16 protein-coding genes are annotated in these 16,042 nt (G+C 70.2%); 6 read left to right on the top strand and 10 right to left on the bottom strand.

Features of this window, described 5'->3' with window-relative positions; translation table 11 throughout:
- Window positions 1-40 precede the first annotated feature (40 nt).
- From E1294_RS25505 to E1294_RS25495, 3 genes are all read right to left on the bottom strand, one after another.
- Window positions 41-1,258 carry an acetyl-CoA C-acetyltransferase gene (locus E1294_RS25505; protein WP_132512307.1) on the bottom strand — a complete coding sequence of 406 codons (1,218 nt, stop codon included), beginning with the start codon at window positions 1,256-1,258 and terminating at the stop codon, window positions 41-43.
- Window positions 1,259-1,330: 72 nt separating this feature from the next.
- On the bottom strand, window positions 1,331-2,662 hold the full coding sequence (locus tag E1294_RS25500) for a PQQ-binding-like beta-propeller repeat protein (protein ID WP_246083269.1): 1,332 nt from the start codon (window positions 2,660-2,662) through the stop codon (window positions 1,331-1,333).
- 71 nt (window positions 2,663-2,733) lie between these two features.
- Complete coding sequence (locus E1294_RS25495) at window positions 2,734-3,717, bottom strand: SGNH/GDSL hydrolase family protein (RefSeq protein ID WP_246083268.1); 984 nt, start codon at window positions 3,715-3,717, stop codon at window positions 2,734-2,736.
- 129 nt (window positions 3,718-3,846) lie between these two features.
- Here E1294_RS25495 and E1294_RS25490 point away from each other — a divergent pair, with 129 nt between their 5' ends.
- Window positions 3,847-5,217, top strand: coding sequence for a cystathionine beta-synthase (locus tag E1294_RS25490; protein ID WP_132512303.1), 1,371 nt, complete (start codon window positions 3,847-3,849; stop codon window positions 5,215-5,217).
- Window positions 5,218-5,276: 59 nt separating this feature from the next.
- On the opposite strand, the gene E1294_RS25485 is transcribed toward E1294_RS25490, so the two are convergent.
- Window positions 5,277-6,419 (bottom strand): sensor histidine kinase, encoded by a 1,143-nt coding sequence (locus E1294_RS25485; protein ID WP_132512301.1) that lies wholly within the window; start codon window positions 6,417-6,419, stop codon window positions 5,277-5,279.
- Between the two features lie 135 nt (window positions 6,420-6,554).
- On the opposite strand from E1294_RS25485, the gene E1294_RS25480 reads away from it, so the two are divergent.
- Window positions 6,555-6,749, top strand: coding sequence for a hypothetical protein (locus tag E1294_RS25480; RefSeq protein WP_132512299.1), 195 nt, complete (start codon window positions 6,555-6,557; stop codon window positions 6,747-6,749).
- Window positions 6,750-6,877: 128 nt separating this feature from the next.
- Window positions 6,878-8,017, top strand: coding sequence for a cystathionine gamma-synthase (locus E1294_RS25475; protein ID WP_132512297.1), 1,140 nt, complete (start codon window positions 6,878-6,880; stop codon window positions 8,015-8,017).
- Here E1294_RS25475 and E1294_RS25470 read toward each other — a convergent pair.
- Both E1294_RS25470 and E1294_RS57305 read right to left on the bottom strand, forming a co-directional pair.
- Window positions 8,014-8,445, bottom strand: a complete 432-nt coding sequence (locus E1294_RS25470) for a hypothetical protein (protein ID WP_132512295.1) — start codon at window positions 8,443-8,445, stop codon at window positions 8,014-8,016. The two genes, E1294_RS25475 and E1294_RS25470, sit on opposite strands and share 4 nt — an antisense overlap.
- Before the next feature lie 10 nt (window positions 8,446-8,455).
- Complete coding sequence (locus E1294_RS57305) at window positions 8,456-8,578, bottom strand: hypothetical protein (protein WP_281284502.1); 123 nt, start codon at window positions 8,576-8,578, stop codon at window positions 8,456-8,458.
- Window positions 8,579-8,717: 139 nt separating this feature from the next.
- Here E1294_RS57305 and E1294_RS25465 point away from each other — a divergent pair, with 139 nt between their 5' ends.
- A complete protein-coding gene (locus E1294_RS25465) occupies window positions 8,718-9,140 on the top strand; it encodes a DUF6292 family protein (RefSeq protein WP_246083267.1) in 423 nt (140 codons plus the stop codon).
- A 94-nt stretch (window positions 9,141-9,234) separates the two neighbouring features.
- Here E1294_RS25465 and E1294_RS25460 read toward each other — a convergent pair whose 3' ends face one another.
- From E1294_RS25460 to E1294_RS25445, 4 genes are all read right to left on the bottom strand, one after another.
- Window positions 9,235-9,705 carry a GNAT family N-acetyltransferase gene (locus E1294_RS25460; RefSeq protein WP_132512291.1) on the bottom strand — a complete coding sequence of 157 codons (471 nt, stop codon included), beginning with the start codon at window positions 9,703-9,705 and terminating at the stop codon, window positions 9,235-9,237.
- Between the two features lie 32 nt (window positions 9,706-9,737).
- On the bottom strand, window positions 9,738-11,732 hold the full coding sequence (locus E1294_RS25455; protein WP_132512289.1) for a vWA domain-containing protein: 1,995 nt from the start codon (window positions 11,730-11,732) through the stop codon (window positions 9,738-9,740).
- 30 nt (window positions 11,733-11,762) lie between these two features.
- On the bottom strand, window positions 11,763-12,509 hold the full coding sequence (locus tag E1294_RS25450) for a hypothetical protein (protein ID WP_132512287.1): 747 nt from the start codon (window positions 12,507-12,509) through the stop codon (window positions 11,763-11,765).
- A 61-nt stretch (window positions 12,510-12,570) separates the two neighbouring features.
- Window positions 12,571-13,962 (bottom strand): sigma 54-interacting transcriptional regulator, encoded by a 1,392-nt coding sequence (locus E1294_RS25445; RefSeq protein ID WP_220447931.1) that lies wholly within the window; start codon window positions 13,960-13,962, stop codon window positions 12,571-12,573.
- A gap of 172 nt (window positions 13,963-14,134) precedes the next feature.
- Between E1294_RS25445 and E1294_RS25440 the strand changes: the two genes are divergently transcribed.
- Both E1294_RS25440 and E1294_RS25435 read left to right on the top strand, forming a co-directional pair.
- Complete coding sequence (locus E1294_RS25440; RefSeq protein ID WP_132512357.1) at window positions 14,135-15,310, top strand: FIST signal transduction protein; 1,176 nt, start codon at window positions 14,135-14,137, stop codon at window positions 15,308-15,310.
- A gap of 25 nt (window positions 15,311-15,335) precedes the next feature.
- A partial coding sequence (locus E1294_RS25435; RefSeq protein ID WP_132512283.1) for an ROK family protein occupies window positions 15,336-16,042 on the top strand: 707 nt, incomplete at its 3' end.

Genomic DNA, 16,042 nt, shown 5'->3' with positions numbered 1-16,042 from the left:
TGCGGCGGTTGGAGAACCGCCGCCTGCCGTACGGACGAGATCAGGACAGGCGCTCCAGGACCATCGCCATACCCTGCCCGCCGCCTACGCACATGGTCTCGAGCCCGATGTTCTTGTCGTGGTGCTGCAGGCTGTTGATCAGCGTGGACGCGATCCGGGCCCCCGTCATCCCGAACGGATGCCCCACGGCGATCGCCCCGCCGTTGACGTTGAGCCGGTCGAGGTCGATGCCGAGGTCACGGTATGACGGGATCACCTGCGCGGCGAACGCCTCGTTGATCTCCACCAGGTCGATGTCGTCGATCGCCATCCCGGCCCTGGACAGCGCCTGCTTCGAGGCCTCCACCGGTCCGAGGCCCATGATCTCCGGCGACAGCCCGGTGACGCCGGTGGACACGATCCTGGCCAGCGGCGTGATGCCGAGCTCGGCCGCCTTGACGTCGCTCATCACGACGAGGGCGGCGGCGCCGTCGTTCAGCGGGCAGCAGTTGCCCGCCGTGACGGTGCCGTCAGGACGGAACACCGGCGCCAGGGTCGAGACCTTCTCGTAGGTGGTGCCAGGGCGCGGGCCGTCGTCCTTGCCGACCACGGTGCCGTCCGGCAGGGTCACGGGCGTGATGTCCTTCTGCCAGAACCCGTCGGCCAGAGCCTTCTCAGCGAGGTTTTGTGAGCGTACGCCGAACTCGTCCTGGTCCTGGCGGGTGACCCCCTTGAGCTGGGCGAGGTTCTCGGCCGTCTGCCCCATCGCGATGTAGATGTCGGGCACCTCGCCGTCCTCGCGCGGGTCGTGCCACTCGCGTCCGCCCTCGGTGAAGGCTTTCGTACGGGCCAGCGCGTCGAGGAAGACCGGATTGTGGGTGTCGGGGAGTGAGTCGGAGTTGCCCTTGGTGAAGCGCGACACGGTCTCGACCCCGGCGGACACGAACACGTCGCCCTCGCCCGCCTTGATCGCGTGGAAGGCCATCCTGGTGGTCTGCAGGGAAGAGGAGCAGTAGCGCGTCACGGTGGTGCCGGGCACGTTGTCGAGCCCGAGCATCACCGCCACCACCCGGGCCATGTTGAACCCCTGCTCGCCGCCGGGCAGCCCGCACCCGAGCATGATGTCGTCGATGGACGTGGGATCGAGCTGGGGCACCTTGGCCAGCGCCGCCTGGATCATCTGCACGGTCAGGTCGTCGGGCCGGATCTCCTTGAGCGACCCTTTGAAGGCTCGTCCGATGGGGGAACGCGCGGTTGCGACGATGACTGCCTCGGGCATGGCCCCTCCTTTTTCGGCGCTAATAGTAGAACTATATTCCAGTTCTGCGCGCAAGCCCCGAGTGGCCCCCGGTTATCCATACATTCCCGGAGCCGTGGCGGTGTGGTCGTTCACGGCGTGGATCGCCCCCTTCTCGTCGCGCCACAACCGCCACCCGTCCTGGCTGCCCGTGAACCAGGCCGGCGGCGCGGACGCGGGCGAGACGCGCTTGCCGGTGCCGAGGTCGTATTGGCAGACGGCGGCCGTCGAGTAGAAGCCCGGCGCCTGCCCGCGCAGCGTGAGCGGCTTGGGGTCGGTGACGCAGAACGACCACCCGCGCTGCTCCTCCACGGGCACCTGCTTGCCGGTGGCGAGGTCGAAGGCCGAGCCCTTGGCGTTGTGCTGGAGGAAGCCGAGTTTGTCCATCTGGTTGGGGAAGGCCAGCCACCAGCCGGAGCCGGGCACGTCGGCCGCCGTGATCTGGCCGACCACCCGCCCGGTCTCCGAGTCGAGCCGGGCGAAACCGCCATAGGCGCCCTGGCGGTCGACCGGGCGGACGACCGGGGCGTAGCCGGGGTTGCCGCTGGGATAGACACGCACCACAGAGGGCCGCATCCAGTTGATCGTTCCGTCGCTGATCTCGATGGAGAACAGCCCGAACGTGGAGATCTTCTTGGTCCGTGGGTTGGTGTAGGGGGCGACGTAGCCGACGAGGTTGCCGCCCGTCGAGCCGAACGCCCACCCGCCCGACATGTCGATGCCGGGGCCGAGCGCCTGCTCGATCGGCTGCTGCCACTGGAGTTTGCCGGACTTGAGCTCATACGACTCGATCATGGGGTTGGCGGACAGCCGGAGCAGCAGGACCCGGTGCGCGTCCGACCACTCCACTTCGGCGATGCCGGGCAGCTTCCACAGTTGTTTGCCCGTGGCCGGGTCGAGCACCACCATGCGGGCCTTGGCCAGGGCGGTGTGCTCGGACAGGCAGACGTAGGGGCCGCAGCGCTGCGGCCCGAACGTCGAGTGCACCGGCCTGGTCCACTTGCGTACCCCGGAGTAGGCGTCGCGGGCGACGAGGGTCGCGTTCCAGCCGCCCTTCTTGGCGGGGTCGAGGGCGACGACCACGCTCTGCCCCTCGGAGGTCTCCACGACCGCGGGGGTGGAGACGCCCATGCCGGGCAGGCGGCCGGCCATCGTGGAGGGGTAGGTCCACAGGCGCTTGCCGTCGCGCAGGCCGATGGCGACGGTCTCGAGCGTGCCGCCGGACTTCAGCGACGTGGTCGCGACGACCCCGCCGGCCACCGCCATCCGGCTGACGGCGTTGACGTCGGCGTTGTGCCAGGTCGGGAAGCTCGTCGTGGCCGCGTCGCTGCCGGAGCATGCGGTCGCGGCGAGGATTCCCGCGAGGGCGATAGACGATTTCCACAAGGGCCGGAGCACAGGCAATTCACTCCAAAATGGACGGAGAGTGACGGCTCAGGCTCGGAGGGTGACCATGGTCAGCCGTCGTTGAGCGGCTCGCCGAGCCGCCGGCGGAGCAACGTCACCCACTTGCCGTGCAGGCCCGTCGCCCGCCCGTCGACCCGGGTCGCGGTGACCTCGGCGCCAGGCTCCTCCGCGGCCGTAGCCGCCGCAAGGTAAATCGGTTGCAGTGCTTCGCCACGTGCGGGTCTGGGCTCAGGCCACAGCCCCAACGCAGCGCACACTGACGGTAGCACCGCGTAAGCGGCCTGTGCGTAACCTCGGTCAGATGGATGGAATCGATCCGGTCCGAACATTTCTGTCGGATTTGTCGCGAACTCTGGCCCCAGGACGTCGGCGAACGCCACCGTACGACCGCCCGCGTCCACCACCGCCACCGTCTGCGCCGCCGCGAGCTGCCGGCTCCACCGCCGCGTCACCCAGCGCAGCGGCTGCGCGATCGGCCGCACCGTGCCGAGGTCGGGGCACGTGCCCACGACCACCTCCGCCCCCGCGTCCCGCAGCCGCCGCACGGCCTTGGTCAGATGGCGTACGGCCACCGCGGGCGGCGTCTGCGTGATGATGTCGTTCGCCCCCACGAAGATCACCGCCACGTCGGGGCCCATGGCCAGGGCGGCGTCGACCTGCTCGCCCAGCTCGGCCGACGGGGTGCCCGACTTGCCGGCCACGAGAAGGCGTACCGGCCGCTCCGCCACCGCGGCCAGGCCGTTCGCCAGCAGGACGCCGGGGGTGTGGCTGGGCGCGCTCACCCCGAGCCCCATGGACGTGGAGTCGCCGAGCATGGCCAGGTTGAGCGGCACGCCGGGGAAGTCGCCGTACGTGCCGTCGGAGACCGGGCCGTCCAGGCCGTGCGGCTGCCCGATGACCTTGCGCGCGAGCAACCCCTCGGCGATCAGCAGCCCGTATGCCGTCGCTCCCAGGGCGGTCAGCCCGCCACCTCCGAGAGCCGCCGCCGTCGCGATCCTCCGCGCCGCGCGCGCCACGCCAGCTGCCCACACCACGTGCGTGACCTCCCCGGTCGAACTCGGCGGTAGCGTTTGCCTTGAAAACTAACCGAGGCCCCGCCACCCCCTTGGGACCTCGGCCACAGGCAAGCTGATCAAGCTTCGGCAAAGAAGGTGAACACCTCGGTGCGCGTTTACGATTCCCTGGTCGATCTGATGGGGAACACTCCGCTCGTCCGGCTGCACAAAGTCACCGCGGGAGTGCCCGCCCAGGTGGTCGCGAAGGTCGAATACTTCAACCCCGGCGGTTCGGTCAAGGACCGCATCGCGGCACGCATGATCGAGGCCGCCGAAGCGTCCGGCGAGCTGCGTCCCGGAGGCGTCATCGTCGAGCCGACGTCCGGCAACACCGGCGTGGGCCTGGCCATCGTGGCGCAGCAGAAGGGCTACCGGTGCCTGTTCGTGGTGCCCGACAAGGTGGCCCAGGACAAGATCTCCGTGCTGCGCGCCTACGGGGCCGAGGTCGTCGTCTGCCCGACCGCCGTCTCGCCCGACCACCCCGACTCCTACTACTCGGTCTCCGACCGGCTGGCCCGCGAGGTGCCCAACGCCTGGAAGCCGAACCAGTACACCAACGTCAACAACCCCGACTCCCACTACCACTCGACCGGTCCCGAGATCTGGGAGCAGACCGACGGCCGGGTCACCCACTTCGTGGCCGGCATCGGCACCGGGGGCACGATCAGCGGCACGGGGCGCTACCTCAAGGAGGTGTCCGGCGGCCGGGTGCAGATCATCGGAGCCGATCCCGAGGGGTCGGTCTACTCGGGCGGGTCCGGGCGTCCCTACCTCGTGGAGGGGGTCGGGGAGGACATCTGGCCGGCCACGTACGACACCAAGATCTGCGACGAGGTCATCGCGGTCACCGACAAGGAGTCGTTCAACATGACCCGCAGGCTCGCCCGCGAGGAAGGGCTGCTGGTCGGCGGCTCCTGCGGGATGGCCGTGGTGGCGGCGCTGCGGGTGGCGGCCACCGCCGCGCCCGACGACATGATCGTCGTGCTGCTGCCCGACGGCGGCCGCGGCTACCTGTCCAAGATCTTCAACGACGACTGGATGGCCGACTACGGTTTCCTGACCACGTCGTCCGAGGAAGGGCTGGTCGGCGACGTGCTGGCGCGCAAGGGGGCGGGGCTGCCGGAGTTCGTGCACGCGCATCCGTACGAGTCGGTCAGCACGGTCATCGCGATCATGCGCGAATACTCGGTGTCGCAGCTTCCCGTGATGAAGGAGGAGCCACCCGTCATGGCGGCCGAGGTGGTCGGCTCCATCGTCGAACGCGATCTCCTCGAAGCCCTTTACCACGGCCGGCTCTCCTCCGACGACACCATCGCCGATCACATGTCAGCGCCGCTACCCACGATCGGCAGCGGTGAACCTGTGGCGCGTGCGGTCGAAGCGCTGGAGAAGGCCGATGCGGCCGTCGTGCTGGAAGACGGCAAGCCCGCCGGCCTGATCACCAGGCACGATCTGCTCTCCTTCCTCGCCAACCACTGACCCTCTTTCCTCGGGCCGCCGTCCGGACGGCGGCCCGAGGCGGGTTCGACAAGGCCGGCTCAGGGCAGCGGGAACTCGGCGATTACCGTCCACGCCCCCTCGGGGGAGGGGCCCGCATAGAGCCTGCCGCCCAGAGCCTCGACCCGCTCGGCCATCCCGACCAGCCCGAACCCGCCGCCGAGGCGGGCGACCCGCGGATCCGAGGCCGCCCCGAAGTTGCGCACCCGCAGCGTCACCACCTTCGCATGCCGCCGTAAGTCGGCCTCCACCCAGGCGGCGCGGGATGCGTGCTTGCGCACGTTCGTGAGCGACTCCTGCAACACCCGGTGCAGGGTGGTCATCACCTCGGGAGGCAGCGTGTGATCGTCGATCCCCTGGCCGATCTCGAACGCCACCTTCGGCCCGTCGGAGGAGAACGTCTCGGTCAGCATCCGCAGGTCAGCCAGCGCGACGCCGGGTTTGCGGGACGGGTCGTCCTCCGTGCGCAGCACCGTCACCATGCGCCGCATCGAGGTCAGCGCCTCCGAACCGGCCGTGGCGATCGCGTCCAGCGCGGGCGCCACCGCCTCAGGACTGGTCTGGGCGACCGTCCTGGCGGCCTGGGCCTGGACCACGATGCCGGTGATGTAGTGGGCGACCAGGTCGTGCAGCTCCCTGGCCAGCTCCAGGCGTTCGGCCCTGCGTACCGAATGGACCGCCTCCACGCGGCGCTCCTGCTGGAAGCGGAGGTAGCCGCCGACGCCGGCGGCCATCGACCAGCCCGCGAACAGCAGGAACGAGAACGCCAGCCCTGAGCTGTTGTAGTCGCGCCCGGCGGCCTCCGACATCAGGACGACCAGCGCCACGCACGCCAGAACCGCCGCCCGCCGCACCGGCTCCACGTGCCGTAGCACGCCGATGAGCAGGATGAGCAGCGACCCGGTCTCCGCCATGCCGGGCACGCCCGCGAGCCCCGTGGCGCCGATCGTCAGCGAGGCGCCGAACGACGTGGCCAGCATGACGCAGAAGCCCCGCAGGCGGTAGCGGCGCCGCAGCAGCACGGCCGCCATGCCGGCCGCACCGCAGACGGGGACCAGCCACTGGAACCCCCCGATGGAATAGGCGAGCACCAGGTCGATCATCCACATCAGGCCGAGCCAGCCGAGCATCGCGACCTCGCTCAGCCGGCGGACCCAGTACACGATGCGCTTGGAATCCCCCACGCCCCGAGCCTAAGCCGCAAGTCGGACAGGTCGTATCAGCCGTTCGGCCGAGCGGCCGCGTACGAGACCAGCCCTTCAGCGGAGGCGGAAGCCGAGCCCGTCGCCGATGCTGGAGATGTCGGAAGGGGACAGGAAATGGTGGCAATCGGGTTCGCACTGCTGGGTATCGGGCTGGTCGTCGGGGTGCTGCTCGCACTGGCCGACCCCGTGCTGCTCTCCCGCATCAATGGGGAGCACGCGGAGGGCGGCAGCGGCCGGTTCGTCAAGGCGGACGTGGTACGGCTCCCGCCCCGTTCAGGCGGGGACCGTCAGGAGCCCAGGGCCGCCTGACCCATCCGTGGCTCGCGCGGGCATGGTGCGTGAGTCTCGACGGGAGCCCTTTGGGGACGGCGTCCCGTCGGCGGCCCGCGATCCGGAGGGGAACGGATCGCGGGCCGACTTCCGTTAACGTGGCCTGTATGAGCAACGGTTTTGAGACCCTGGCCATCCACGCAGGTCAAGAGCCCGACCCGCTGACCGGCGCGGTCGTGCCGCCGATCTACGCCACGTCCACCTACAAGCAGGACGGCGTGGGCGGCCTGCGTTCTGGATATGAGTACAGCCGTTCCGCCAACCCCACGAGGACCGCGCTCGAAGAGGCGCTGGCGGCGGTGGAAGGCGGGGCGCGCGGGCTCGCGTTCGCCTCGGGTCTGGCCGCCGAGGACACCCTGCTGCGCACGGTGTGCAAGCCGCAGGACCACGTGATCATCCCCAACGACGCCTACGGCGGCACCTACCGGCTGTTCGCCAAGGTCAACGAGCGCTGGGACCTCCACTACGACCCGGTCCCGCTGCACAACCTCGACGCCGTGGCCTCGGCCATGACGCAGAAGACGAAGATCGTCTGGGTCGAGACGCCCACCAACCCGCTGCTCGGCATCGCCGACATCGCCGCGCTGGCGCAGCTGGCCCATGACAACGGTTCGCTGCTGGTGGTCGACAACACCTTCGCCTCGCCCTACCTGCAGCAGCCGTTGTCGCTCGGCGCCGACGTCGTCGTGCACTCGACCACGAAATACGTCGGCGGCCACTCCGACGTGGTCGGCGGAGCTCTGATCGCGGCCGAGAGAGGGCTCGGCGAGGAGCTCGCCTACCACCAGAACGCGATCGGCGCCGTGGCCGGGCCGTTCGACGCCTGGCTGACGCTGCGCGGGCTCAAGACCCTCGGCGTACGCATGGACCGCCACTGCGACAACGCCGAGCGCATCGTCCACCTGCTGCTCGCCCACCCGCGCGTCACCGGCGTGCTCTACCCGGGTCTCCCCGAGCACGCCGGGCACGAGGTCGCGGTCAAGCAGATGAAGAGGTTCGGGGGCATGGTGTCGTTCCGCGTCGCCGGAGGCGAGGCGGAGGCTGTGGCGGTGTGCGACAGGGCCAAGCTCTTCACGCTGGGAGAGTCGCTCGGCGGCGTCGAGTCGCTCATCGAGCACCCCGGCCGGATGACCCACGCCTCGGCGGCCGGGTCGCCACTCGAGGTGCCCGCCGACCTGGTGCGGCTGTCGGTCGGCATCGAGACCGCCGACGACCTGCTGGCCGACCTCACCCAGGCGCTCGGTTAGCCGGGCACCACCATCAGGAAGAGGATGACCAGCCAGATCACCGACAGCAGCCCGCTGATCGCGGCGATCCGGCCGTTCTGCACCTGCGCGTCGTCGTCCGTGCCCTCGCTGGAGAGCGCGCGGACGGCGGTGCGCAGGTCGCGGTCGATGATGACGAGCAGCACGGCGGCCACGATGAACAGCGTCATCGACGCCGTCATATACCACCGGCCGAGCAGCCCGTTGCCCAGGACGATGCCGAGGATCAGCCCGAACACGAAGACGCCCAGGCTGCCGAGGCTGTAAACCCTCGTCATGCGCTGGATGTTCTGCAGCACGGGCACGTTCTTGGTGCGGATGACGCGCGGAGCGGCCATCGTCGCGGCGGTGATCGGGCCGATCGTGAAGATCGAGAATCCGATGTGCAACCAGAGAAGCAGGGACGACATGCGGGAGAGACTAGTCCCCGGCGATCTCGGCCGGGGAGTCGACACTCTCTTTGCCGTCTTCCGCACAACGCATGACCAGCTCGGTCATCACGATGGCGACGACCATAAGCACGATGAGGAGAACCGCAATCATGGAACCTCCTCCTTCCCCGTCTGGACCGTAAATATCGTCCGTAATGACTAGACGAGCCTGCAACGGAATAAGTTCAGCGCGGGTATGGTTGGTCACCGTTCGTTTTTTCTTACCGCAAGGGCACAAGGGGGTGCCGTCCGTGGCCATCAGGCATGTCGAGCCGTATACCGACGAGTGGCTGCAGCAGCCGGTCAGCTATGTGCAGCAGGTCATCGACGTGCTGGGATCAGAGGTGGCCGACTGGTGGGAGGGCCCGTGCGACCCGCGTGACGTCACGCTGAAGCTGGCCGACGGGAGCGCGCTGGTCTGGGACGAAGAGAGCGGCTGGCGCCTCGGCACCTTCGTCTCCGGCGGGCCGGGCCTGCACAGCGAGCTGGCCGGGGCGCGCTATCTGGGCCACGGGCTGCTGCCCAAGCCTGAGCGGGTGCCGTCGGCGCTCAGCGACGCCAGGGCAGGCGTGGGGGCCAGCTCGGCCTGGCGGCCGTGCTACCGCTCGCACCGCAACTGCCGCGACGGGTTCGACGTCGCCCTCGACTTCTACTGCCGCCTCGTCGACGCCTGACCGCTCAGGAACCTGGTCAACCGGTCGGCGTGAGCCGGTGACCCAGGGTGTGCCGCTACGCCCCACCGGTCGGGGCCGGGAGGCGCAGGGGCCGTCAGAGCGGCGCCGGCGGGGTGTGGAGGACGAGCAGGATGTGCTCGTCGTCGCCGTGCCTGACCGTGCCCGTGCGCTGGAAACCGTGTTTCTCCAGCAGCCGGACCGAACCGGTGTTGGCGTGGAAGGGGTCGGCGTGGAGCGGGCGGATGCGCTCCTGGCGCAGGAAGAGCTCCATGGCCCGGCTGCCGATGCCCCGGCCCCAGAACTCCCGGCCGAACCAGTAACCGATGAAGCGCCTGTCATCCTCCCACCAGGCCACGAGATTGCCCGCCAGGTCGCCGTCGACGGTGACCGCCTGGACGAGGACGGCCGGGTCGCCGAGGACCCGCGTGGTCCAGTGGCGCATGAACGCCTCTCGCTCCCTGGGCACGAACCTGGACCGCCGCGCGGCCTCAGGATCGTGCTCGTGGGCCAGGAACACCTGGAGGTCGGCCGTCTCCACGTCGCGCAGGTGCACGTCTTCGCTCATGGTCTGCGAGTGTGGCAGAGAGCACCGACAGTTCAGCGGGCCCGGCGCAGCCGGAGGAAGTCGCTGACCACGTATTCGCCCAGCCGCTCGGCGCTGGGAGAGAAGACGCGGCCGCCGTTCCTGCGGGCCACCTCGTCCACGAACTCCTTCAGCCGGTCGTCCGCCGCCAGCATGAAGACGTTGAGGGTGGCCCGCCGCCGGGTCATCTTGTCGACCTCGGACAGCGTGAGCTCCAGCGTCTCGCTCGACGGCGGCCACTCGAACGCCGACCTGCCGTTGCGCATCAGGTGCGCGGTGGGCTCACCGTCGGTGACCACCAGCACCACGGGCTCGAAGTCGGGGTGACGGTCGAGGTGGCGGCCGGCGATCAGGAGTGCGTGGTGCAGGTTGGTGCCCTGGACCATGTCCCAGTCGAGGCCCGCCAGCTCGTCGGGCTGCAGCACCCTGGCGTAGTTGGAGAAGCCGATGATCTGCACGGCGTCCTGCGGGAACTTGGAGGCCACCAGCGCCTGGAGGGCCAGCGCCGTCTGCTTGGCGGCGGCCCAGGTGCCGCGCAAGGCCATCGAGTAGGACAGGTCGACGAGCAGGCACACGGCCGCCGCGCTGCGCCGCTCGGTCTCGGCCACCTCGAAGTCGTCCACCGACAGCCGCACGCCCGCCCGCCCACCGGCCTGTCCGGTCCGCGCGTTCTCCTGGCCGGGACGGATCGCGACGCCGCCGCTGCGGACGCCGTTGACCAGGGTGCGGACCACGTCGATAGGCTGCTCGTCGCCGAAGCGCCACGGCCGCGACGAACCGGTGAGCTCACCGGCCGAGCCCGCGTCGTGCTGGTCGTGGTCGCCCCGACGGCCCGCGTCGAGTGAGGAGAAGACGCGGCGCAGGGCCGTCTCGCCGAGCCGCCGCACCGCCTTCGGGGTGAGCTCCAGCTTGCCGCGCCGGCGCAGGAGGTAGCCCTGCTCCTCCAGCTCGCGTTCGATGCGCTTGAGCGCCTCCAGGTCGTCGACCGCGGAGCGGCCCAGAGCACGGCGTACGGCGGCCTCGTCGATGTCGTCGAGCCGCGCGCCCGGGTAGTCCTGGCGCAGTGCGGTCTCCAACTGGGTGAGGTCGGCCAGCTCCTCCAGGGCGGTGACGGCGTCGCCCATGCCCAGCGGCTCCTCGCCGGTGAGGCGTTCAGGGGCGTTCCAGGCGAGGTCGGGGCGGCGGGCGTGGAGGGCTTCGCCGAGGCGGCGCATCTGCTCGGCCAGCCCGGCCTGGTCGAGGGTCTGGTTGATGAGGCCGGCGAGCTCTTCGCGCTGGCGGGGCGTCATCGAGGCCAGCATGCGCTGCGTGGCGGCGGCGCGGCGGGCCAGGATGTCGACGAGCTCTTCCAGATTGCGCGGCTTCTCAGGGAACAAGTCGCCATATTTGGCCATGAAGGCGTCGAAGTCGGCCTGGGTGTGCTCGCCACGGGCGTCCTTGTCGAGCATGTCGTTCAGGTCCGACATCATCTGGCGGACACGTTCCATCGCCTCGGGGTCCGGGTTCGCGAGCGCGTCGCGCAGGCCCCTGAACTGGCTGTCGAGCACCTCCCGCCGCAGCAGGTCACGCAGTTCCTCGAACGTCTGGCGCGCGGCGGCCGAACGCCACTCGTACGTGCTCAGCTCCTGGATGGCGGCGGCGGTGTCCTCGGGCAGCGCGTCGAGCCCCGCCTCCCGCAGCCGCGCCTCGTCGGAGGGGTCGGGGAACAACTCGGCCCGCTCCTGCCCGATGGCCTTGTCCAGCAGCGCCCGTGCCTTCTCCAGCGTGCCGTCGAGCCGCCCCCGCTCGCGCAGGTCACGGCGGCGCCTGCGGACCTGCTTGAGCATGTCGTCGAGGCCCCGGCGGTCCTGCGCGCCGGGCAGACCGCGCTTGAGCAGGTCGCGCAGCGCGTGGACGGGCGTCGAGCCCGACAGGATCGCATCGCCCATCTCGTCGAGGGCCGCCCGCACGTCGTAGGGCGGGGCCAGGGGATCGGGGCCATCGTGGTACTCGCCATAGCGAAAGGCCATCACGACACCACGCTAACCCCAGAAGTGCGGTCACGCGTCCCCGAAAACCTCCCACACCTGGTCGAGGGAGTCGGCTCCGGGTGTGTACTCGATCCTTACCAGCACGGGGTGGCGGACCGTCCTGAGCGCCTTCGTCAGATGGGCCGGGGTGCACGGCTTCGTGCCCAGGCCGTTCGCGTCCGCGTTGACCGGCCGGCCCGCGAGCCAGCCGCTCCCGCACTGGGCGGTGGTGCGGGAGAAGCTCGTGGCGTACGTGTAGCCCAGCTTGATCTTCTTCCCGCCGGACGCGAACACGACGGTGGTGTCGTCGATCCGCTTGATCGTGCCGCGCGCGGAGCGCTGGTCGGGCCGGTCGGCGACGACGAACTCGTTGACCCTGGTGGCCTTGCCCCTGTGGTGCTCGACCCGCACCGGCACGGGGCCGCGACCCAGTTCGGTGGACAGGTCGCGGGGCGAGCACCTGGTGCGCCCGAGCCCCTTGCGGTCGAGGGCCACCCGGCCCTCGGTCTCCTTCAGGTCGCAGGCGACCGTGATCCGCCCGTAGGCGGCCCGGGAGTAGTCGAGCCTGAGCTCCTTGGCGCCCGGGGCCGTCTTGAGCCGGTAGCCCAGGAAACCCTTCCGCTTCACGAACGAGGCGGATCGGGGAGTGATGCGCAGGCGGCCCTGGCCGTCGGACCACGCGTACCCGTGAACGGTGGCGGTGGTGGCGGCTTCGGCGGGCGCGGCGATGCCGCTGAGAGCGAGAGCGGCTGCGGTGGCACAGGCAAGCGGGCGCATGGACGGTCTCCCCGACGTCGTGAGCTGCTATCACGTAAGACGCGGGAGACCGCCCAGATGTTCACGTCCGGTAGACGGTCACTCCGTCAAGATCTTCCTTGGACAGGCGGCGCATGAGGTAAAGGCCTTCGAGCGCGAACTCCAGGGCCGCCGCCGCATGACCCGGCGACTCCTCGCCCGCGCCCATGCCCAGCCTCGACATGACCTTCGCCAGCCCGGTGACCGGCCCGATCCGGTGCAACAACTCCCCGGCGGAGACCAGCTCGCCCGACTCGACCTGGTTGCCCTCGGCGAACTTGTCGGTCACCGGCGACAGGTCCATGCCGCCCAGCCGGCTCCTGAACGTCTCCGCCGTCGCCCTGCGCAACAGGTGGGCCAGGATCTCGGTCTCCCGGCCCTCCTCGCTGACCTCGAACTCCACCTTGCCCCGCAGGCTGTGCACCACGCAGGACAGGTCGACCACGCGCGTGACGGCCTGCTCCTCGCCCGCGAGAGCCGCCCTGCGCACCGCCGAGGCCGCCGCGGTCTCGGCGGCCGCGATCGAGAAACGCGCGGACACGCCGGATCGGGCGTCGACCGCGGTCGACTCGCGGACCAGCCGGGTGAACCTGGCGATCACCTCGACCAGGTGCTCGGGGATGTCGGCCCCGATGTCGGGCATGGACTCCTGGCGGATCAGCGTCAGCTCGTCCTCGACCGTCAGCGGGTAGTGGGTGCGGATCTCGGCGCCGAACCGGTCTTTCAGCGGCGTGATGATCCGGCCCCTGTTGGTGTAGTCCTCGGGGTTGGCGCTGGCGATGAGCAGGATGTCGAGCGGCAGCCGCAGGTTGTAGCCGCGGACCTGGATGTCGCGCTCCTCCAGCACGTTGAGCAGCGACACCTGGATGCGCTCGGCCAGGTCGGGCAGCTCGTTGACGGAGAACACGCCGCGGTTGGTGCGCGGGACCAGGCCGTAGTGGACCGTCTCCGGATCGCCGAGCGTGCGTCCCTCGGCGATCTTGATCGGGTCGACGTCGCCGATCAGGTCGCCCACGGAGGTGTCGGGTGTGGCGAGCTTCTCGCCGTAGCGCTCGTCCCGGTGTTTCCACGCGACCGGCAGCTCGTCGCCCAGCTCGCGCGCCAGCGTTTGGCAGCGTGTGCAGGCCGGTGCGTACGGATGGTCGTTGATCTCGCAGCCCTCGACGACCGGCGTCCACTCGTCGAGCAGCCCGGTGACGGTGCGGATGAGCCGGGTCTTGCCCTGGCCGCGCTCGCCGAGCAGGACCAGATCGTGGCCGGCCAGCAGGGCCCGTTCGAGATGGGGGAGCACGGAGTCGTCGAAGCCCACGATGCCAGGGAAGCGGGTCTCACCCGCCCGCAGCTTGGCCAGCAGATTTTCCCGGACCTCGGCTTTGACGGTGCGATGAACGTGGCCGCTCTCTCGCAACGTGCGGAGAATACGTGGCTGATGCACGGGATCGAGACTACGTCCCCCGCGGGGAATGCGGCAGAGTCTTTCGCATCTGGCGGAGATTTCGGATCTTGACTATTGCGTGACGGTTCGTGCGCGTGCTTGTCCCTTTAGTGGGGAGAATCGGGCCTAGGGAACTTGGACATGTCGAGGGGAGGCGAGACGCGTGGCCTTGATGACAAGCCGCTTCGCCGACGGCCTCGCCGTGGGTTCCGACCTGGTGGAGGCCGCGGAGAGTGCCGTCGGCCGGGCACTGTCGAGGCTCAGCGGCCAAGCCGACTTGGTCTGCTTCTTCATCTGCGGCGACGACCCTGACGACGTCGCACGCGCCGGCGAGGCCGCGATGAAGCTCGCGCCCGAAGCACACGTGATCGGATGCAGCGCCACGGGAGTGATCGGCGACGGGCAGGGAGTGGAGCTGACGCCCTCCGTGAGCGCCTGGGTCGCGACCCTGGACGGGGCGAGACTGACCACGTTCGCACTGGAGACGCTGGCCGCCGAGGACAGGTTCGTGGTGGTCGGGCTGCCGGAGCGCAACGGGGACGACCATGTGGCGATCCTGCTGGCCGATCCGTACACGTTCCCGACCGACGCCTTCGTCGAGCGCTCGGCCGACGTGCTGGGTGACCTGCCGTTGATCGGCGGGCTCGCCAACGGGCTGCAGGGCCGGGGCTCCGTACGGTTGTTCGCCGACGGAGAGATCTACTCCGAGGGCGCGATCGGCGTGCTGATCAGCGGGCAGGTCGAGATCAGCACCGTGGTGAGCCAGGGCTGCCGCCCGATCGGCCCCAGCATGGTGGTCACAGCGGCCGAAGAGAACTTGCTGCTCGAACTGGCCGGGCAGCCCGCGCTGGCCCGGCTCGAGGACATCGTCAGCGAGCTGGACGAGGACGACCGCGAGCTGGTCGCCTCCGGGTTGCAGATCGGCGTGGCGATGGACGAATACGCCGAGCGCCACGAACGCGGCGACTTCCTCATCAGAGGGGTCATCGGCATCGATCCCGAACGCGAGGCCGTGGCCATCGGCGACATCGTGGAGATCGGCAGGACCGTGCGCTTCCAGGTGCGCGACGCGGCCACCGCCGACGAGGACCTGTACGACCTGCTCGACGCCCACCGCGAGGAGATCGGCAAGGTGGACGGGGCGTTGCTGTTCTCCTGCAACGGCCGGGGCTCGGCCATGTTCGGCACCGCCGACCACGACCCGGTCGCCCTGCGCGACACGCTGGGGCCCATCGGCGTGGCGGGCTTCTTCGCGGCCGGCGAGGTCGGGCCCGTCGCGGGCCACAACCACGTGCACGGCTTCACCGCCTCCGTCCTGGTGTTTTCCACCACAGCGGGCGGGCCATGAGCCACCCGGGTACGGCGGGCCGCCGGTGATCCTCGCGATCGATGTGGGCGGCACCAAGATGGCCGCGGGTTTGGTCGCCCACGACGGCACGGTAGTCGAGGCCCGGCGCGCCGCCACCCCGCAGGACACGGACGCCGGCACCCTGTGGAAGACCCTCGTGGACCTCATCGAGCCGCTGTCGCAGCGGGCCGAAGGAGTGGGGGTGGGGTGCGGCGGGCCGATGCGCTGGCCCGAGGGCGAGGTCTCGCCGCTCAACATCCCCGGCTGGCGCGGCTTCCCCCTGCGCGCCCGGCTGGCCGCGTGCTTCCCCGATTTACCGGTACGCCTCCACAACGACGCGATCTGCCTGGCCGTGGCGGAACACTGGAAAGGGGCCGGGCGGGGCGTCGCCGACATGCTGGGCATGGTCGTCTCGACCGGGGTGGGGGGCGGGCTCGTCCTGAACGGCAGGCTGGTGAACGGCAGGACGGGCAACGCCGGGCACATCGGCCACGTGGTGGTCGAGCCGGTGGGCGGGCCGCGCTGCGGTTGCGGCGGCCACGGTTGCCTGGAGGCCGTCGCCCGCGGCCCCGCCCTCACCGACTGGGCCCTGACCCAGGGCTGGACCCCCGGAGCCGCCGCGCCGGACGAACCTCCGCGAGGAAGGCCCGGCGGAGACACGCCACCCGCCGGTGCTGCGCCGAGGCATGGTGGGGACGCGTCGCGTCCTGGAGGCGGGGCGATGGGGGACTC

Origin of the sequence: Nonomuraea diastatica, assembly GCF_004349015.1 — a bacterium.
In the GTDB taxonomy this organism is placed as follows: Bacteria; Actinomycetota; Actinomycetes; order Streptosporangiales; family Streptosporangiaceae; genus Nonomuraea; species Nonomuraea diastatica.
Note: the sequence above shows the minus strand (reverse complement) of the source record. Positions and strands in the feature narration are given on the sequence as shown.